Below are 18,699 nucleotides of genomic sequence, written 5' to 3'. Positions count from 1 at the left end.
GCTGCGCCGGCGCCCGGAAAGCCAAGACTAGCCGCCACTATCCGATCGACGGCACCATCGATGGAGAGAGCTTGACCCTCACGTAGCGTCAGGTTGTAGCGTCGCCACCGATGCCCACGTTCAGCTGACGGCCGCCTCAAGGACAAGTGCGGCATAGCGTGCGAATAGACCGGCAGCTGCGACAAGGCATGCGGTTTGCAAAGGCGCGTGGCTGAACGGTCAGCCCGCAGATTGGACAAAGGAACGTGTAAAGTTAGATGGAACCGCTCAAGTCGATCATCGCCAAAGTTGCCAGCGGCGCCACTCTGACGCGTGAAGAGGCTGCGTCAGCGTTCGACAGCATGCTGTCGGGTGACGCAACTCCCTCGCAAATCGGTGGCTTGTTGATTGGGATGAGGGTCCGCGGCGAGACAGTCGAAGAAGTCACCGGCGCCGCATCCGCAATGCGAAATATAATGCCCAAGGTGGAAATGCGATGCGAGCCCATCGATATCACCAGCACGAGCGATACCGCTATGTGTTCGCTCAACGTATCGACGTGCGCTTCCTTCATCGTCGCCGGGGTCGGCGTTCCCGTCGCCAAGAATGTCAGCCCCGCTGCATCCTTGCGCTCGAGCATCGCAGGCGTGTTGGGGCGCCTCGGCGTAAAGGTCGATCTCAAGCCTGACGCGATTGCACGTTGTGTGCGCGAAGCCGACATTGGCTTCATGTTTGCGTCAGCCGGCTATCCTGCGATGCAGCGCATCAGCCAGATCCGGAGCGTGCTTGGAACCTACACGATGTTCAATCTGATCGAGGCTCTGTCCAATCCGGCCGGGGTCAAGCGGCAGATCCTCGGAGTGTTCACTCCCGAATGGGTGCAGCCTTTGGCGCACGCCTTGAGCAACCTGGGCGCCGATTCGGTATGGGTTGTTCATGGCTCGGACGGGCTCGATGAAATATCCCTCACCGGGACAAGCTTCGTTGCTGCGGTTGAGGCCGGTACAGTCCGCACGTTCGAAGTGACGCCGGAAGAAGCCGGGCTCCCCCGCTACCGCGCGGATGCGTTGGAGAGCTGTGATGTTGAGGCTCACGCCGCTGCGTTACAAAAAGTGCTTGATGGCCTGCCAGGACGTTTTCGTGATGCCGCACTTTTGAACGCGGCGGCAGCACTGGTCGTGGCCGGTCGTGCGTCGAACCTACAGGAAGGCATGGCACTTGGACAAGAATCACTTGATCGCGGCGCGGCAGCCGCCCGACTGAATCGCTTGATCGCGGTTTCCAACGCCTGAGAGCCGAGTTGGCTGATGCTCGATCAATGCGGTCAAGAGTGCAGCTTACGCGCGCGAAAGTATTGCAGCCGCAATACGCGTCAGTTCTTGTGGAATTTGAGTGAGCGCCACCGGCCCAAGTCTTTGTCAAAACTACTCGCGCTGAGCACGTGACCCGACAGCCACCCCTTCATCCTAGAGGCTGTTCGAGGCCAGGTCGCTGAGGTGAGGACTCGCGCCGCAACGTGCGTTGCGCGCCAAAGGAGATAATCGGTGATGCCTTGGCAAAGGACTGAAGCACTCGGAACGATCGCAACGATAGAACACATCATTCGGAAGTTTCGGGAATTGATCGATACAGATAGCTCGATACCGCCAGAGCTGCGGCGTGCGCTGCACGAGATCCTGGATGAGCATCTTCTTGAGGGAAAACGGCGTGTTCTCCTGAGAGCGCATTAGGTGCGCCGACTCCGTCTACATGCCGGAGAGACTGTCAGGTCGACACCGTGCTTTACGCACACGCCTAAAACACTTGCCGCCAAGCCGGGCTTCGACCTGCTCGCTCGTCCAGTGGTGGCCAATCGAGATTGCTAAGCGCCACGACTCTCGCCCTTCTCAGACTGACCGCCGATGGTGATTCCCGCATACGCGCCGTGAGCAACTCTAACTTTCGACGGAAGTCAGCGACCAACGTGCGTTGGACACGCCGCCGGACATTCGTCGAATCTCTCATCAAAGGCCTCACAGGGCTACAGCCCAACCAGGGCAGCGCTGACATGCTTGCGACAGCCCCTTGGCGGGCTGCTTGGGCCAGCGTGAGCTTGGCCACTTTCCCGTAGACGGCCAAAAAAGGCTTGAATCTGACGTAGCGTTAAATCGTAGGCTCCTGGGGTGGCACCCATCTGGGTGTGAAGGACTTCGAATGCCTCAGCTGGTCAGATCCGCGGACCGATGGCCGCTCATGCTCCTCATTCTCTATAACCCGTCGCTCGGGAGGGCTGTGCAGCGAGTTCCGATTGCGGCGGCAGAGCTCGCACGTAGCCATAAATGGTTCGGAATTTCTGATCCGAATCATGCGGCTGTCGGCGGCCGCTCCGCCAGAGAGCCTATAAGCTCAGCATTTGTGGGCGTGGAACTCTACCCCAAGCCCCTAGGTGGCGCTGCTTTGCTAGCAAGCCTCTCGTCTCGCGCAGCAACGCAAAAACTCAGTTTGCCGAACCCGCTACTTTCAAACTGCTTTCCCGCACCTAGCAAGGCATTTCGGTCGCGCAAGGTGCGGCAGATGGTGAGCCCGCGCAGGTTTTCGAGGAGTGACCCGCGCGTGTGACTCCGCGCAACCAGCGCGGCACCGAAGACATTTGCTTGGCATGCTGGAGCAGAAAGTTGAAAGACCCGGACGGCCTTAAGAAGGTCCTGTTAATTGATCATATTGAAGGCCAGTGCCGTTACATCATCGGCTTCAAAGATGGAGATATGAGAGCGGCCTATATGTGCGGCGAGCCTGTATATCAAAGGCGCGGCAAGAACACCTCTTCGTGGTGCGCCTATCACTACCGACAGATGCACACGACCGCAGCAGAGCAGAGCAGAGCAAAGTGAGTGATCGAACGGCCGATTTCCCTCGAGCGATATCCATCCTTCGCAACCCATGACAGCCATCAAAAGCCGGGTTCTGCCAAGACGCTGTGATCATAGCATGTACAAGGGGCAACCGAAGCATATCACCCAGGCATCGCCAGGATCCGGGGTTCCATTGAAGCGCGTCGGCGCAGACATAATATGCGGACCTGATACACATGAATAGCCAACTGGATTGCTCGACCCTGGTCGAGCGACACAATACGTATACTCTCGACAAAACAGTAATCCATTTCGACCGGAAAACGCCAAGCTTTGTCGTCCTCAGTCGACACATCGAGCGGGCCTCTCGTACCTTCGAAAGCCGCTTTGGTGTCCAGAGAGGAGACCGACCCGAGGTTCCCAGCCTCACCGGGGACATTGGACGCTGCGACACCGATGGATCTTTTCCACTTCACGGCGGCAACACAACTCTCGATTATTTCAGGCGAGAATATCCGTACAGCCCGAATAGAGCGAGCGAATACGGAATATTCAGCTGCGGCCGAATGCAGCTGATCGGTCGAGCCGATGCGCGCTGGGAAGAAGCACCGGGCGTTTATGCGACCAAGCGACGGGGAGGCGGGATCGAGGCGGAAGCGCCGATCGCACGTGTTTGGTCACAGCCCATTCTAGCGTGCTCCGCGAGATCATTTCACGCGAACGATTCCGAACACCGCGCTAGGCGACGTAAAGCCCTTTCGCTGAAGCGACTCGTCACGCGACCAAGCTGTCAAGCGAGATCTGCAGATCGGAGACAAGTCGTTCTCTCGCGCTACATCGTAGGTGACTCGAGACGGCCCAAAAACTCCGCTCTCTCAGAACCTCCCCACGGCATGGCAAAGGACATCATGGTCGCCATGACGATCCCATCCTGATCACGTCCAGATACCCGGAGGCCGAGAATGCCGCGGATCATAATTATGAATGCCGGTACGCCTCAGATGTCGGGCGCCCTTCTAACAAAAGCTCAACTTTCGCTGGCCGCCAACTCGGCACATCGTTCAGCGTGGTTTGCGCAGGAGGGCGACCTGATAGTCTCCCCGGTCGTGATCCCGGCGGATCTGCTATCCTTCATTGGCGGGACGCTCGATTTCGATGTATCGAGTCTTCGCCTGCTTGTACCTGCGAGCCGCCAATCGACGATCCTCGATGATTGTACGTTGCTGTCCAAGACTGTTGTCGAGCGAATCAAAAGACATCTTCGTCAGAAATCAGCCTGGCGATTGTATCCCTGCTACCCTACCGAAGGCGTGGCACGCCTGGCGGCCATGCTAGGGATATCGAACAGCGGTGACGAGTTCGCTTTGCAGCGCGGGCCTGATCTGTTGAACCGCAAGAGCCACTTCCGCCAATTGGCAACCAGCGTCGCACTTCCGCTCCCTCATGGGTCAGTCGCGACAGACCCAAATGGACTATTCGAAGCCGTCACCTCCCTCAAATCCGAGACCGGCAGGGTCATTGTAAAGTTGGATAATGGAGCTGGTGGAGTCGGAAATGTCATCTTGACCAGCAATAAGAGCGATCCGCTACCTGGAGCCAGGGATACTCGGTGGATTTCATGGCCGTCATTTGATCCCGAAGCACTTTGGTCTGAGATGACAACAGCCTCGTGTAAGACGCTTGTCGTGGAATCGTACCACTTGGCCCAATCTTTGTTCTATCTCGAGTATGCAATCCAGGATGATGCATCAATCTCTTTTATCAATAGTGGAAGCATACGTCTGCGCAAAAGCACAGACCGATCCGAAAGAGCTCTGATCTGGACCGGGCTCGAGCTTCCTAGCGACCTGGAGAATGAGCAATGGTTGGCTGCCCAGGCGCATGCATACCGATTTGTGGCACTAGCGCGCGACCTGGGATATCGCGGAATGATCAACATCGACGCCATTTTCGCTAAAGATGGACGGTTGCTGTTCAATGAAGCGAACGGCCGCTGGGGTGGCGGCTCGGTGTTACACAACATCGCCATTCGTCTGCTAGGGTTCGACTATTCCGGTTCCAACGTTGTTTTATCAGTAAGAAATGTGCGATCACCATCCTTCCAAGCCGCCCATGATCGTTTCGTCAAAGATGGACTTATATTCGACCGCGCCCGTAAGCAGGGCGTGATCCCACTTGCCGCCGACGAAGAGGCTGGCACTGTGGAGTGCGTTGTGATTGCGCCCAACAGGCCGGCGGCCCACGATCAGCAACACCGACTATTGAGGTCCTAGCAAACACACCGTCAGCCGCTCAATTCGGCGCCGCTGCCAGGGGTACATTATCGCGCACCGCCGAGGCGCCCCCGTGGTTCTCGCAGCGACGAAGATGACCACAATCACGGAATAAGCTTTGGTCGGATGATGTGTCGTGGCCGTACATAGATCAATGTTAGCCATCGCTTCCGACAAGAACTGTCTGGTCAGTCCGACCACAAGACGGGAAAGCTATTTAATTCTCCAGAGAGCTCGCTGGCCGCCCGATTCTCAGAGAACCATATCAGGCGCCACCCTAAAGCCGAGCGGTTGAACTTTCGACGACCCGGCGGTTCGCGCCGCCGCGTTTCGAACAGAAGTACACGAGAGATCGGCGCTCCCCGCTCAACACCGGCCTTACCTCATGCCGAACCTTACATGTTGTGACAATCACGGCGCCAAATGGCGGTCGGAATACGTGTTGTTCGTACCCCGTTGGATATACCACGAATTCGCCGCCGTTGAAGTCTCTCGTTAGCTGCACAATCACCGAGTACTCGAAATCCGGATCGCTCTCCGCGTCCAAATGGATACCGACAAAGGACCCCGGCGGCATACGATGCATTTGGCATCGGCGAACCACGTAATCTGAGGATGCTCCGAATATCTTGCTTAGCGCGAAGCCGCGGTCTTTACTTTCGAGTAGCTCCATGATCTGCCGTGCAGCTGTCCCACTCACGTTGCTCGGCGCGCGGCCCGGCGGGTCTACCCTCACGCGCTTGACAAAGACCCTGTGCAAGTCGCCGGCATCTCCCTCCCGCACTTCTTCTTCCGGGATATCAGCTTGCAGCTGATCGATCTTCGCCAAGTCGTCTTGGGTGAACAATATCTGGGGGGCGATCACGGCCGTCCCTTTTACTAACAGCTCTACGCGGTACTTTGTCAGAACTTCTTCTGAAAGCAGACGAGATTTATCATTCGTTATGCGCGCCATTCGAGCTCACTCCTTTTATTTTCGAAGCATGACTCCGGGTCCTGGTGCAATGACGCGAATGCTTGCTCCCAATGCTCGCCATCGAACTCAGTTATTCTTATGCGCTCGATCGTCCTTCTATCCAGACATCGAACATTTACGCTGAACCCGGAGGGGCTCGACCTCGGCCTATAGAACGGCTTTACGCCACAAAGCCGGCAAAACGTGTGCCGAGCAATGTTCTTGTTGAACTGGTACGTAGTGAGGAGTTCTTCACCGCACTCGATGCGTAGCTTATCGCCAGTTACGAGCAAGTGGACAAATCCAGACATTTGACAAATTGAGCAATTGCATCGAACTGCGGACAGCTCTCGGGGCGCACTGACGTGGAACTTGATAGAGCCACAATGACAACGCCCACGATGTTGGATCTCGGAGTGATCATCTCCCGTGCGCACGGCCATTCCGAGCAGATCGCGGCACCACTGGACGCTGAGCTCATAGGCTCGACCGAATTCATCCAAAAAGCGATCACTACTCCCAGCCGGCACGAGTCTACCAATCAGCCGACCTGTCATTTCTCCGTGGTACCTCTCCGCAGGATCCTCTCCACCGACATGAACGCGAAAATACTCGAGATCGTCCGGCCGCGCTTTGAAGGTCTTTACCAGAGTGGTCCACAGCGACTGGATCATATCCGCAGCATGGAGTTCAAACGCGACCATGTAGGCGCAACGAACCAGGGCGTCTTTCGATGACAATCCGGCATAGAGAGAATGCAGGTACTGCTTCGTCCTGTCGCTATAGTTGGGCAGTATTGCTCTGCCGAGTAGTTGCGAGGCATCCTTTCTCAAGAGGTTGGAGTGAAAGTATTCCGTCAAAAGAATATCGGGTAGCGCCGCCTTGCCGCCCTGGAGAATCCGGCCATGGCCGCCGGTCTCATCCCAGCAGATAAAATTGGCGACCACGCTGGTTAGTTCAATGTCCCTCGCAAGATCCCGATTTTGATTCATCGCATCGAATATGAGATCCCTTTGGGACCCTGCCTGCAGGTACGGGAACGCCTGTGACATCGCCAGGTATTCAGGCAGCAGGCCGGCGACCTGATCTTGGGACATCTGCGAGGCGAAGGGATGCGGACCGAACAAGGCTTGCGCTTGCTCGGTCAAGTACTCGCAGGATATCCTCGGAGGGTGATCCGGTGCAAATTGAGACGCTCGAGATGTCATTTGACCCTTGCAGATGAGAAGCGAACCGGTCGTTGACGAAGCAACTCCGTATCCGGACCAGCTATTAACCGTCCTGAGTTCATTGACTTCGAAGGACCTATGACTGCGCTCACCTTTCTGGCGAACTTTCGTAGTTTCCTTGGCGGGGCAGACAGCGGCATGCTCTGTCCTGCTCATGCACATCGAAGGGAATGCGTTCATTGATGGAGCGGCGAGGATCCGTTGGTTTCCGGTCCACCAGCAATCCGATGCGGCAATGCCAGCCTCGGCCAGCATGCGCGTGGAAGCTCATCGTGGATACTTCGCCGCGCACGCCATGCTGAGGCTAATGTCGCGTGCGCGAGTAGCGCACCTGCTCGCTCGGCCAGCTTGCAGCTTCGCGATCTGGGGTGAATGAGCCAAGCCCCTCGCGGTTGCTGCTGCCGCCATTTCATCGAAGCGCTGTCAGCTTGGTACAGCATTGCAAAATCCAATTCGTACCTACCGAGCTCATAGGGCCTCCGGTCTCTGGTGGGTCAGGTTCGCGATTACCACCTCTTAGTTCTTATCGGCTCACAGCAATCATCATGCCAACTCATGAATTCGCTTCGTAAGAGTCCGAAGAGGTTGCTATATGCTCGTGACCTCTCCTCATCGCAAGTGCATGGCACTTGAGAGGCTGCCCACCGCCGTTAGTAACCAAACAGCGAACGGCCAGCAGCCGTGCATAGGCGTACGGGGCTGCTGAATCGTGGAGATTGCCTCGAAGGGCGCCGCATAGATTGGCTTTTCGCCCTAAAGCCAGCGACAGCCTCTTTTGTCGCGCAGAGGGCAGCGCTAGTATGGTGACGAGGGTCGCTGACGTATTCCGTTCTTCGCTCGCGACTGTTACGGGCGAAGCCGTGGCCTTCCACGCCGTCGAACACGACCGAACGGAGGATCTGGAATATGCGCAGGCCCGTTTGGCTGTATCCCGACAATCCCGTGCGATTCCGGGCATCGACCGTAACCATAACGTGGTCTACGGACCATGCGGCCCCAGTTGATCGCGAGATCGACGGACGCCAGATTCTGTTGGCAGCTGGCCGAGATTCGTAGCTACATGTTGCGCGCTCATCGACACGGGCGCGGCATTGATACATTCCCTGGAGCGTAATTGCTAAGATTTCCTGGACTCTCCAGATCGAGCCTCACGAGCAAGTGCCGCAAGATCGGTTTCGAGCTTCGGTTGATGCGAGAAAATTGCGTCTATCAACGCCTGCGCCGGTTGCTCGGCGCACTCGACCAACGCCGCCTTCTCGGCCCGCGCAGAGGGAGCGAACACACGTTTGACGACAGTTGGCGAGCCCTTGAGCCCGCATTTGGAGATGTCTTCGACACCGGCATCTTGCGCGCTCCATTTCACGATTGTGGCACGCGCGGCACGCAAGGCATCCGCCATCGCTCCGCGCCGAATCTGATTCGTCGCCTCAAGCATCGTGATGAGGCAGGGCAATCTGGTGTGCAGAACCTGCACACCACCTTCCGAGCGTCGCTCCGCTTCTATTGTTTGATTGGCGACGTCCAAGGATCTGACCTTCGCAACGTAAGTTAGCTGGCCTACGCCCAGTCGCTTGGCAATGCCGGGACCAACCTGCGCAGTATCGCCGTCGATCGTCTGCTTTCCCGTGAAGATGAGGTTTGTCCGGCCATATTCCTTACCGATTTTCCGGATCGCTGTTGCAAGTGCATACGTTGTGGCCAGCGTATCGGATCCCGCAAAGCAGCGATCGGTGAGTAGGACGGCGCGATCAGCACCATAGGTCAGTGCCTTTCTCAAGGACTCCTCGGCCGATGGCGGTCCCATGGTAAGCACGGTAATTTCGCCGCCGAACCGATCGCGCAGCTCCAGCGCGGCCTCGAGCGCGAAGAGGTCATATGGGTTGATGATGGTCGGCACTCCCTGACGCATGATTGTATTGGTTACGGGGTGCACGCGGATCTGCGCCGAGTCCGGAACTTGTTTGATGCAGACAACATTATGCACGGGGTTACTCCTAAAGTTGCGTCAGCTGCGAAGAGAACAGCAAGTGTTGTACCATCCCCGCCGTTTTGGACTCGGCTTGCGGTCACAAAGGCTCAAACCGGGTAATGCGCCTCTCTAGGCTGCTCTTCCTGACGAACGAATGCCGACACAAGTCAGGGCTCGGACAGCGCTGTTCCTGAGCGCACACCAGGCAAGTGACGGCAGGACTGCTCGCGGGATGACTGCCGCTAATCACCTGCGCGCCTCGGACCGATCGAGGGTCAATAAGCATTTCATTCGCTAATCCGGCTTGATTCAGCACCGGGATGATAGCCCTTTACGTGACGAGCAACTGGCGGTTCGCGATTGCATGACCCGCAGGTGAGGCTCTCATGGCGCACGCTCCATCTCTTACTGAACAGATCAGCCCTCCTCGCGGTCGCTGCGCTCGCAGCCAAGTCGTCGCCGCGGACGGACCCATTCCCTTCAGATTGCATGGACTGGCTAGGCCGATCGTCTTCACCTATCGGTTTGGCGGTATCAGTTCCGGCCGATGTGGCCGTTCAGAACCGCTTTATCTCGATTCCGTATTTCCTCAGCGCGTAGCCGATTTGGCGCGGGGTTAGTCCAAGTAGGCGCGCTGCCTTGGCCTGCACCCAGCCAGATTTTTCCATGGCCGCAATGACCCGCTCGCGATCGGCCATCCTCGCACCGCTAACGAGAACCGTGCCGGGAGGTGCCAATGAGGCCAGTTCGCAGCCAGACTGCGGCGGCGGGGTCGTTTCAGCTAGCGGAATGATGGGTTTTGCAGGCATCGGTTGCATCGGTGCCGCCTGGTCTGTTTTGCCGTACGATGTGCCTTTCCACAGCATCGTGGAAAGGCACTGGTCTTGGCTGCATGCAAAGTCACTTCTCACAATCGATGATCCGGCACAAAGCGTCGCTGTTCGCTCGATGCAGTTTTCGAGTTCGCGGACATTTCCCGGAAAGCCACAGCTCATCAGTACTTCGATCGCACTCGCCTCTAGGGTGAGCGTACGGCCGTTCTCGCTGTTGAACTTTCTGAGGAACTCTCTGGCGAGCAGCGGAATATCACTACGTCTTTCGCGCAGCGGCGGCAACAACAAGGGCACTACGCTAATACGATAATAAAGGTCCGCGCGGAACTCGCTCCTTGCCACGGCCTCTTCAAGGTTCCTGTTGGTCGCAGCGATAACTCGAACATCGACTTTAATCGTGTGATTGCTGCCGACGCGTTCGAACTCCTGCTCTTGCAGAACTCGCAGCAACTTCGCCTGGAACGGAGCTGAGATCTCGCCGATCTCGTCAAGAAATAGCGTCCCTTTGTCAGCAAGCTCGAAGCGCCCCTTGCGGGAGCTGACAGCACCGGTAAAGGCACCTTTCTCATGGCCAAACAATTCCGATTCCAGAACCGTCTCAGGGAGCGCCGCGCAATTCAGCTTAACGAACGGCCGCTTAGCACGGGCCGAGGACTCGTGAATGGCCTTGGCTACGAGCTCCTTGCCGGTGCCGGATTCGCCACGCAGCAGAACCGTGCTGTTCGATCTGGCTACAACTGCAATCTTATCGAGCAGCCCGCTCAGCGCCGGGCTGTCGCCAATGATCGCGTGGGCGTGAAGCTTCTTGCGCTCCCGAGCGGGCGGCCCACTGTCAACTATCTGCTTCTCTAGCCGGTCTTTGTCCACTAACAATGGCTCGCGATCGCCGGCGACCAAGCGATGTAACTTTACTGCTTGTCCCACCAGGTTGGCGACCATGGTGAGCAGCCGCGTATCGTACTCGAGCCGGAGACTTGAACTATCTTCCGGGATTCGGTCGATCGCCAGCGTGCCAACGATCCCCTGATCAATACGAATCGGAACCCCGATGAATGCTACGGGCATACTCTCGGAGGCGCCGAGGACCTCCCGGTCGGCAGCGTTGAAGGCCGGCTCGGCGGCTACGTTCTCGACGACAAGTGGCCTGCCTGTCGTTACAATCTCGTCGATTGCTTTCTGCGGCAGGCAGCTCCGGTAACGTTCGCCAGTGCCTTCGCTCCAGCCGGCGCCGACTGTAATTTCTGGCATACCGTCATCCCTGAACAGTGAGACGATGCCGTGTCGCATCGGCAGAAGCGATTGCAGCACAGCAAGGACGTTGGCCAAGGTGACTTCGAGCCGGCCAGGAGCATTGAGTATGTTCGATATTTCCAAGATACCGGTCAGCGCGTTCTCATGCGACGGCTCCTCCGGGGGCTTACGCTCCGGCTCCGGTTGCGAGGCAGGTCTTTCGCTCGACGAAGGAATATGCAGCATGAGCCTGTCTCCGTTGTCCTGATCATCCTCCCTGGAGCAATGTCCGGATTGGCGAGCTTCGTTTTGCATGTCACTCTCGATCTAGCGCCAAGTGTTGACGACATGACATCGAACCGTGACACTTTTTCATGGCACGACAGTAAACTTGCAGTGTGCCTTCGATTCATTTTTTGTTGATTGTATGCGCGCCGTCAGCGGAGAACACGAGTGCGGTTGCTGCAGTTCAAGTCAGCTTCGCCGCCGCGCCGGCCGATTCACAGGTGCTGCCCACCATTGATCGGCACCTCAGCACCCGTGACATAACTCGCCGCATCCGAGCACAGGAAGAAGATGACCTTGGCCACTTCATCCGGGGTCCCCACTCTGCGCAGCGGGATACTTGGAACGAGACGGGCTTCCGTCTCCGGCGATAGCATGTCGGTTTTGATTTCGCCGGGCGCGATCGCATTTACGCGAATGCCATGCGGCGCGTAGTCGTGGGCCAGTTCGCGTGTGAGGCTCGCAAGCGCAGCTTTCGAGGTCGCATAGGCGCTACCGGCGAATGGGTGCACCCGCGAGCCCGCAATTGACGTCACATTCACGATCGATCCTGACGCGGCTCTTAGCTCATCAAACAAACCCTGCGCCAGCAGGATCGGAGCCACCAGATTAAGGTGAAAGACCCTCATCCAGGTATCGGTTGACGTGGTCAACGATGTCAGCCGATCGCCAGTGGGCGTTTTCGGCGAGACACCGGCATTATTCACCAGCGCGTGCAAGGGCGCACCGGCCAAGCGTTTCTTGACCTCCGTGATCGCGCGCGGCAGCATTCGATGATCGCCGAGGTCGATCTGGAAGTGATCGTCATTCCCAGCCCCCCAGGGGCATCGGTCGCCGTCGAACGGTTGGCGCGCGCAAGAAATGATGCGCCAGCCCGCCTCTGAGAATAGCTTGGCGGTGGCATGGCCAATTCCGCGCGATGCCCCGGTGAGCAACATCGCCTTCGGTTCTCCATGATCAACGTGCGCTTTATCGGCCTCAACGAGGCGATCCAAATGTACTTCGGGCAGCGGGCCTCTGATCAGTTTGTCATTTGGCAGATCGAGACCCACGGCCGCCTCCTCTACTGTTGCGCCCGCGCACCCGTAGCAGGATTTGCGCCACTGCGATGCACGTAAATCCACTTCCGTTTTGCGTCCTAATGTCGCGCACACGGAATGCTTGGCGGATTCAAGACAGCGGCGGTGAGCTTTCCGACAGCGATGGTGAATTCGCTACGTAAGTTTTCGAGCACACTCGCCTCCTTCATGAAAGGGCCCGCCGCGTTCGCTCTCTTGATCGCGCAGGCGTACAAGCCTGCGGCTGGCCGGCACCTCTCGTCGAGGTCAAAGATCGCTCGGGATAACGGCCCCAGCCATTAGCCGCGCTAACTCAAAAACTGACGTACCAGGCTTGCACGTTAGATTCGCCAGGCGGTCGATTTGATCTATCGCGCGATGCTCTGAGCAGCACTGGGATCGGGCGGGTCGGTTCCAAACACGAGCTGGCGTGCTGAAATGTTCATCCGTTATTGAGCGCCGGTTAGCTTCCATTTGTGGCCCGCCCGAAACGAAGACGACGACGAGCTCCTCCTTTGCTGAAGCAGCAGTTTAGGGCCGTTCTTGTCGAAGTCGCGCCTCAGCCGAGAGCATCCGACCCCCGCTTCGTTCTCTTCGCCGCTGGAAGTTCGCGGCAACTGCAACACGGGCAGACAATCGTCGCAGGAAAGATCTTCCAGTGCTCTTGGATGTACAGAGCGGCTGACAGATCGATCAAGCGGGTCTGCGACTTTCATGAAGCCATGAGCTCTTGCGAGTCTTCCTCAATGAGGATCAAGCGGCCCGGATCGTTCAAATCGAATTCTATAACGCGTGGGGCGAAAAGACGCGCATAGCGCGTGAAGGCGCTCGTCGGGGGAAAACGGATCACGGTGTCGCAGCGGGCTAGGAGATACATCTCGGTGAGGGCAGAAAAGCCACCTTCGGCACCGAGGGCCGGATTGTGCAATGGGCCGGCTTGAGGCGCCTGGAACTGCTTTGGGATCACGAAAACATCAGGGAATTTAGCCGAAACCTGCTCAAGGACGAACGTGCTGTCCGTGCACAGGAACGCCCTCACAGGTTTGGCGTGGCGCAAACCCCTGGCCTTATCAATGGCATTACAGACCTGCTGCAAGGCGCGCTCCGCGTCAGCCCAGTAAGGAGCATGCCCCATAATATCTTCGCCGTTGCCATGCCGGACATGAATGCCGATGACGCTGTACGGCTCAAAGTGCTCGCGGTAGATGGCATCAATCCGAGCCTGAATTTCAGGTCGCGGTTTGATACTCCGGAAGATTTCTCGTTCCGCCTCCTGATCGCAGCGCCACATCAAACAGGCATCACAGACAACCGTGTTAGCGTCGCTATCTCTCTGACTTTGGAACAGTTGATCGAGTTGGTCGCGTTCCCGGAAAATCTGCTCGTCCGGGCGATAGACGCAATCGATAGATGGCTTATTCCACCATGCCGGAAAGAATGGTCCCGGAAACGAACGTTGATTGATGTCGTCATCGCAAATTACCTGCACACCTGCAATGTCACCAACCCGTTCGAAGAAGACTGGAAAGGCATTGGTGAATGGTTCATCAAGATAACAAGATCCCCGCCAATCGATGGCTAGCGTCCGTCCTGTCTGCTTTGCAAAACGCCAGGCTGCCGCCAGTGACCACAGACAGTCGCCGAACCCCGTACGTCGCCGGGACACTACGAACCGATCATTCCTCGAACCACTACCCATCTGCCTTGCCTTTTCGTGCGCTCCTGGTTGGACACGAGATGTCAACACAGACATCTCGGGCATCTTCTCGCCCGACGTCAGGGCCTGCGATCGCAGTACCGGCGAGCTGCGTCGGTAGAACTTCATAGCGGGGTTATCCGTGCTGGGCCGCGTTCTCTCAATACTTTCCGTGCTTTCTTCAGCGGTGTTGCATCGACCAGCCCGAAGTCCAGATGCCCAATGGCCCGCTGTGCATCGAATGGCCTGGTCCCCTCACATGCACGCATAGGCATAGCCATGCTCATGACTTACGGCTATGTTCCGCTTTGCACTTCATTGTGGCCGCAAGCCGCGCGTAGCGGATGCAGGCGAATGCACCGCCGTTCCCATCCGAGCCGCAGTTCCTTCACAAGATCTTCACGCTTGGCCTGGTCCAGCATGGCTGGTTCGAAAAGCCACCCGAGCGACGCCTCGCCCTCGATTCGCATCAACATCTCGAAAAGCTCAGGTGAGATACGCATACTGTGGTGGGCGGAATCTCCCGTGCGGATCTCGCAGACCGTGTCCTGACGATCTGGCGCTGTGTGGGAGCGAACACGATGAAGGGATGCATACGGTGGCAATGAAACGCCTAGCGCACTCCAATCCTCCAGTGATGTTGGTCGCTTCCTGACGAGGAACGGCCCAACAACAAGTCCGTCCAGGTCAGTCGTCAAGAACGTGGTGATCGCGTCTGACACGGACTGCACGATCGGTTCGGCATTGTTGTTAAATGAGGTGTTTAGAAGAATCGGAATGCCCGTTCGCTTCTTGAATGCATTAATTACATCCCAGTAGGCCGGGTTTGTCTTGCGCGATACGGTCTGCAGCCGAGCGGTCCCATCAACGTGCGTGATCGCACCGAGCACGTTACGCTTGTCTTCACGCACACGAACTACGAAGTTCATGAAGGGGAGCTGGCACGTGCCGTCCGGGAGCTCAAAGAACTCGCTCGCATCCTCCTCCAGTACAGATGGCGCAAAGGGGCGATAGCCTTCCCGCTTCTTGACCATCCCGTTGATGCGGTCCTTGTTTCCCGCAGGACGGGGGTCGGCAAGAATGCTGCGGTTACCAAGCGCACGTGGGCCGAATTCAGAGCGCCCCTGAACCCAGCCGATCACAGCGCCATTTGCCATCAAGTCTGCCGCACTGGATGCTATGTCATCACTGCGTTGAATGTTGAGATGGCTTGACCATGCGTTGAGCTCAAGCTGTACGGCTTGCTCGTTCCCCAGATCGGGCCCCCAATAAACGTCCGGCAGTCGCTTGCGCGGCGCTGGCCTACCTAGCTCGTTTGATACCATTAATGCAGCGCCGAGTGCGCAACCAGCGTCGTGCGCCGCGGGTTGAACAAAGATGTCGTCAAATAGTCCGGAATAAAGCAGCTTACCGTTGAGCGTACAATTGTGGGCCACCCCGCCAGCTAGGCACAAGCGTTTCATGCCTGTCGCTTCACGATGGTGCCGCAGGGTGTGAAGGACGATCCGCTCCAGCGCTTCCTGCAGCGACGCGCTGACATCTCGATGCTGTTGGGTGAATGGCATTCCCTTTCGCCGAACTTGGATGTTGCGGACCAGGGCCGGTCCGATTCGGTCCAGGTGAACGCGATAGCCACCGCTGTCCAATAGCTCGTAGAACTGCGCGAAAAGTTCGCGATAGCGATTGGGATCACCATACGGTGCAAGCCCCATCACTTTGTATTCGTCGAACATCCCGTAGCCGAGATATCGGATCGTCTCAAGATAGAGCAGTCCCAACGAGTTATGTTCTGGGAAACTTACAAGTTGCGCAATTTCGGTGCCGGACCCTACCGCCAATAAGCCTGAGAGAAAATCTCCACCTCCGTCGATCGTAAAGACGAGACTTTGCTCGAACCCGGACATGGCAAACGCGCTCACGGCATGTGCTTCGTGGTGATTCACGAAGGAAAGCCGGGACGGATCGATCTCGTTCCCGAACTCCCGTGCCAGCAGCTGCCGCAGCAACAGTTTGGCGTCCAACGGAACGGGCTGAGAAACAGAAAGGCGCTCGAGCATGGTTTTGCAGTAGGCTTCCGTCGCGTAGAACGCGATACGGTCGATGTCTCCGAGCTCGACTCCTGCGGTAGAAAGGCAGTAACGGATCGAATTGCTAGGGAACTTGTTGGAGTGCTTGATGCGATTGAGGCGCTCCTCTTCGACAGCAGCAATTACGCGGCCATCCTGCACAAGAACCGCAGCGCCATCGTGAAGAAATGTATTCGGCAGCTCCGGAGAGCTTTCATAGATTCTGTCAAGTCCGCCACTCAGTCCCAGGCACAACATTCCGTTCTCCAACTGGCCATGGCGGGAAGGCCAACTGCACCGTCCCACCGATCTAATCTGTACTGTTTCGCTCCGCAGGTGCGAGAGCCAGACAGCACAACACGACTTTGTAAGGTCCGTCTCAGCGTCGAGCAACAGGCGCTCACAAATTAGGGTGCTGACGTCCGACACCGATCGGCCGAACAGGCGGCCGTAGGCGTGGGTCGATCGTGGCTTCTTAAGGTCAGTGCAGAAGCTGTGACAGACCAGGTCACTCGCGAGCTACCGCGGTACCTACCGTGACACTGCATTGATTCGACCTTCTCCGTTTCGCTCATGTCATGTCAACGCAGAAGCCGGCGCTGAAATAGCGCTGTCGACGCGAAAAAGGGCAAGACCGCGTATACGCAGAGCGCACCTACGTGCAGGGCAGCACTGTCGGCGCCGCGCTCAAGCATCGCTGGGCGAATAAGGTCGACCGAATGTGCGAGCGGCAGCATGGCGGCAGCGTGCTGAAATGAACCGGGCAGTTGGCTCGTCGGAAAGACCGCGCCACACAAGAACACCATAGGAGTGAGGACAAGTGTCTGGTAGAACACGAAGTAGTCGTAACTTGGTGCGAGAGATATGACGACCATCGCAAGGCTCGCGAATACGAGGCCAGTAAGGGCGATTGTGGGCATCGCATACAGAATGGACGGCCATGACGTATAGCCCGTCGTGGCGGCGACGATTCCGATCGCTGTTCCGGCCAGAACGGACTTACTGGCCGCCCACACCAGTTCACCCAGGACGATATCGCCAAGCGTGAGCTGAGTAGAAAGAATTGCTTCCCAAGTGCGCTTGGCGTCCATGCGAGCAAAGGCTGCATATAGCGTTTCAAAGGTCGCGGATGTCATCGCGCTGACCGCGACCATACCCGCTGCCAAAAAAGCAATGTACGAAGTTCCCTCAACTTGTCCCACGATGAGTCCGAGGCCAAAGCCAAGACCAAACAGATTGGTTATGGGGTCTGCGAGATTGCCGAGAATCGATGCAAGCGCGACTTTCCTCCATGCCATGAAGTTTCGTCGCCATACCGCGATCCAGTTGTAAGCGTTAGCCGGCATCACCGACGCATAACTCTCATTCATTGCTCATTTCTCCATCTCGCGCCCGGTCAACCGCAAAAACACGTCTTCGAGGTTCGGGGGGCGCTGCAGAACGCGAAGGCCCGCTCGCCCGCGCAAATGCACGCAGACTTGCTCCGGATATTGCGCGTAGCAGAAAAGCGTCTCACCACTGACTTCGATGTGCCGCGCATAAGGCCTGATCAGCTCTTGGAGTTGATGTAGATCACCGCCATAGATTTCGAGCACGTTGCAGCCAATATGTTCGTCGATCAAAGCGTCTGGCTTGCCTTCGGCGATTTTACATCCACTCTCAAGCACGCATAGCCGATCGCACAGGCGTTCGGCTTCTTCCATGAAGTGGGTGGTCAAGAGGATCGTCTTGCCACGTGCAAGCAGAACCCGCAGGCGCTCCCAAATCAGGTGACGTGCATGCGGATCCAGACCAGTCGTCGGCTCGTCCATCACGAGTAAATGCGGATCATTAATCAAGGCACGCGCCAGCGTCAGCCGCCGCTTCATGCCACCGGACAACTTGGAGACGCGCACGTCCGCTTTGGCCTCAAGGCGCGCAAACTCGAGCAGCGAGGGCGCAACCGCCTCGATCTTGCGAGCGCTCATGCCGAAATAGCGGCCAAACACAAGCAAATTCTCTAGTACCGTGAACTCGTTTTCAAGATTATCGAACTGCGGCACCACGCCGACGCGCACACGCGCCGCACGAGCGCGGGAAGGCACAGGCTCATCGAGGACTGTAATCTCGCCAACGTCGGGCGAAATCATGCCGAGGAGCATGCGTGCAATCGTGCTTTTGCCAGCTCCATTGGGCCCCAGCAGTCCGAAGCACTCTCCGCGCGCAACCGAGAACGACAAGTCGTTGACGATGAGCTTGTCGCCAAATGACTTTTTCACGCCGGAAAAGTCGATTGCCACAGTGGACATGTTCATC

At 57.4% G+C, this 18,699-nt stretch carries 12 protein-coding genes; 3 read left to right on the top strand and 9 right to left on the bottom strand.

Going from position 1 to position 18,699, the window contains the following annotated elements; all coding sequences use genetic code 11:
• Positions 1-257: 257 nt before the first annotated feature.
• The 3 genes from trpD to XH88_RS08845 all read left to right on the top strand — a co-directional run bounded on the left by trpD (position 258) and on the right by XH88_RS08845 (position 5,083).
• The gene (trpD, locus tag XH88_RS08855; protein WP_271615019.1) at positions 258-1,271 is read left to right on the top strand and encodes an anthranilate phosphoribosyltransferase; all 1,014 of its coding nucleotides are present in this window, start codon (positions 258-260) and stop codon (positions 1,269-1,271) included.
• A gap of 1,362 nt (positions 1,272-2,633) precedes the next feature.
• Entirely contained in the window at positions 2,634-2,849 is a 216-nt protein-coding gene (locus tag XH88_RS08850) for a hypothetical protein (RefSeq protein WP_271615018.1), read from the top strand.
• Between the two features lie 923 nt (positions 2,850-3,772).
• Positions 3,773-5,083 carry a peptide ligase PGM1-related protein gene (locus XH88_RS08845; protein ID WP_271615017.1) on the top strand — a complete coding sequence of 437 codons (1,311 nt, stop codon included), beginning with the start codon at positions 3,773-3,775 and terminating at the stop codon, positions 5,081-5,083.
• Between the two features lie 277 nt (positions 5,084-5,360).
• Here XH88_RS08845 and XH88_RS08840 read toward each other — a convergent pair whose 3' ends face one another.
• From XH88_RS08840 to nodI, 9 genes are all read right to left on the bottom strand, one after another.
• A complete protein-coding gene (locus XH88_RS08840; protein WP_271615016.1) occupies positions 5,361-6,038 on the bottom strand; it encodes a 2OG-Fe(II) oxygenase in 678 nt (225 codons plus the stop codon).
• A complete protein-coding gene (locus tag XH88_RS08835) occupies positions 6,026-7,186 on the bottom strand; it encodes a GFA family protein (protein WP_271615015.1) in 1,161 nt (386 codons plus the stop codon). The genes XH88_RS08840 and XH88_RS08835 overlap by 13 nt, the downstream gene beginning before the upstream one ends.
• A gap of 1,198 nt (positions 7,187-8,384) precedes the next feature.
• Positions 8,385-9,251, bottom strand: a complete 867-nt coding sequence (locus tag XH88_RS08830) for an electron transfer flavoprotein subunit beta/FixA family protein (RefSeq protein WP_271615014.1) — start codon at positions 9,249-9,251, stop codon at positions 8,385-8,387.
• Positions 9,252-9,793: 542 nt separating this feature from the next.
• Positions 9,794-11,614 carry a nif-specific transcriptional activator NifA gene (nifA, locus tag XH88_RS08825; RefSeq protein WP_271615013.1) on the bottom strand — a complete coding sequence of 607 codons (1,821 nt, stop codon included), beginning with the start codon at positions 11,612-11,614 and terminating at the stop codon, positions 9,794-9,796.
• A 185-nt stretch (positions 11,615-11,799) separates the two neighbouring features.
• Positions 11,800-12,636: an SDR family NAD(P)-dependent oxidoreductase gene (locus XH88_RS08820; protein WP_271615012.1), complete on the bottom strand. Its 837-nt coding sequence runs from the start codon at positions 12,634-12,636 to the stop codon at positions 11,800-11,802.
• Positions 12,637-13,354: 718 nt separating this feature from the next.
• Positions 13,355-14,467 (bottom strand): nodulation protein NodZ, encoded by a 1,113-nt coding sequence (locus XH88_RS08815; RefSeq protein ID WP_271615011.1) that lies wholly within the window; start codon positions 14,465-14,467, stop codon positions 13,355-13,357.
• Between the two features lie 167 nt (positions 14,468-14,634).
• Positions 14,635-16,662, bottom strand: coding sequence for a carbamoyltransferase family protein (locus tag XH88_RS08810; RefSeq protein WP_271615010.1), 2,028 nt, complete (start codon positions 16,660-16,662; stop codon positions 14,635-14,637).
• A 323-nt stretch (positions 16,663-16,985) separates the two neighbouring features.
• Positions 16,986-17,774 carry an ABC transporter permease gene (locus XH88_RS08805; protein WP_271615009.1) on the bottom strand — a complete coding sequence of 263 codons (789 nt, stop codon included), beginning with the start codon at positions 17,772-17,774 and terminating at the stop codon, positions 16,986-16,988.
• 3 nt (positions 17,775-17,777) lie between these two features.
• Positions 17,778-18,698: a nodulation factor ABC transporter ATP-binding protein NodI gene (gene nodI / locus XH88_RS08800; RefSeq protein WP_128948433.1), complete on the bottom strand. Its 921-nt coding sequence runs from the start codon at positions 18,696-18,698 to the stop codon at positions 17,778-17,780.
• Position 18,699: the final 1 nt, after the last annotated feature.

Source organism: Bradyrhizobium sp. CCBAU 51627, assembly GCF_028128765.1.
Classification (GTDB): Bacteria; Pseudomonadota; Alphaproteobacteria; order Rhizobiales; family Xanthobacteraceae; genus Bradyrhizobium.
Note: the sequence above shows the minus strand (reverse complement) of the source record. Positions and strands in the feature narration are given on the sequence as shown.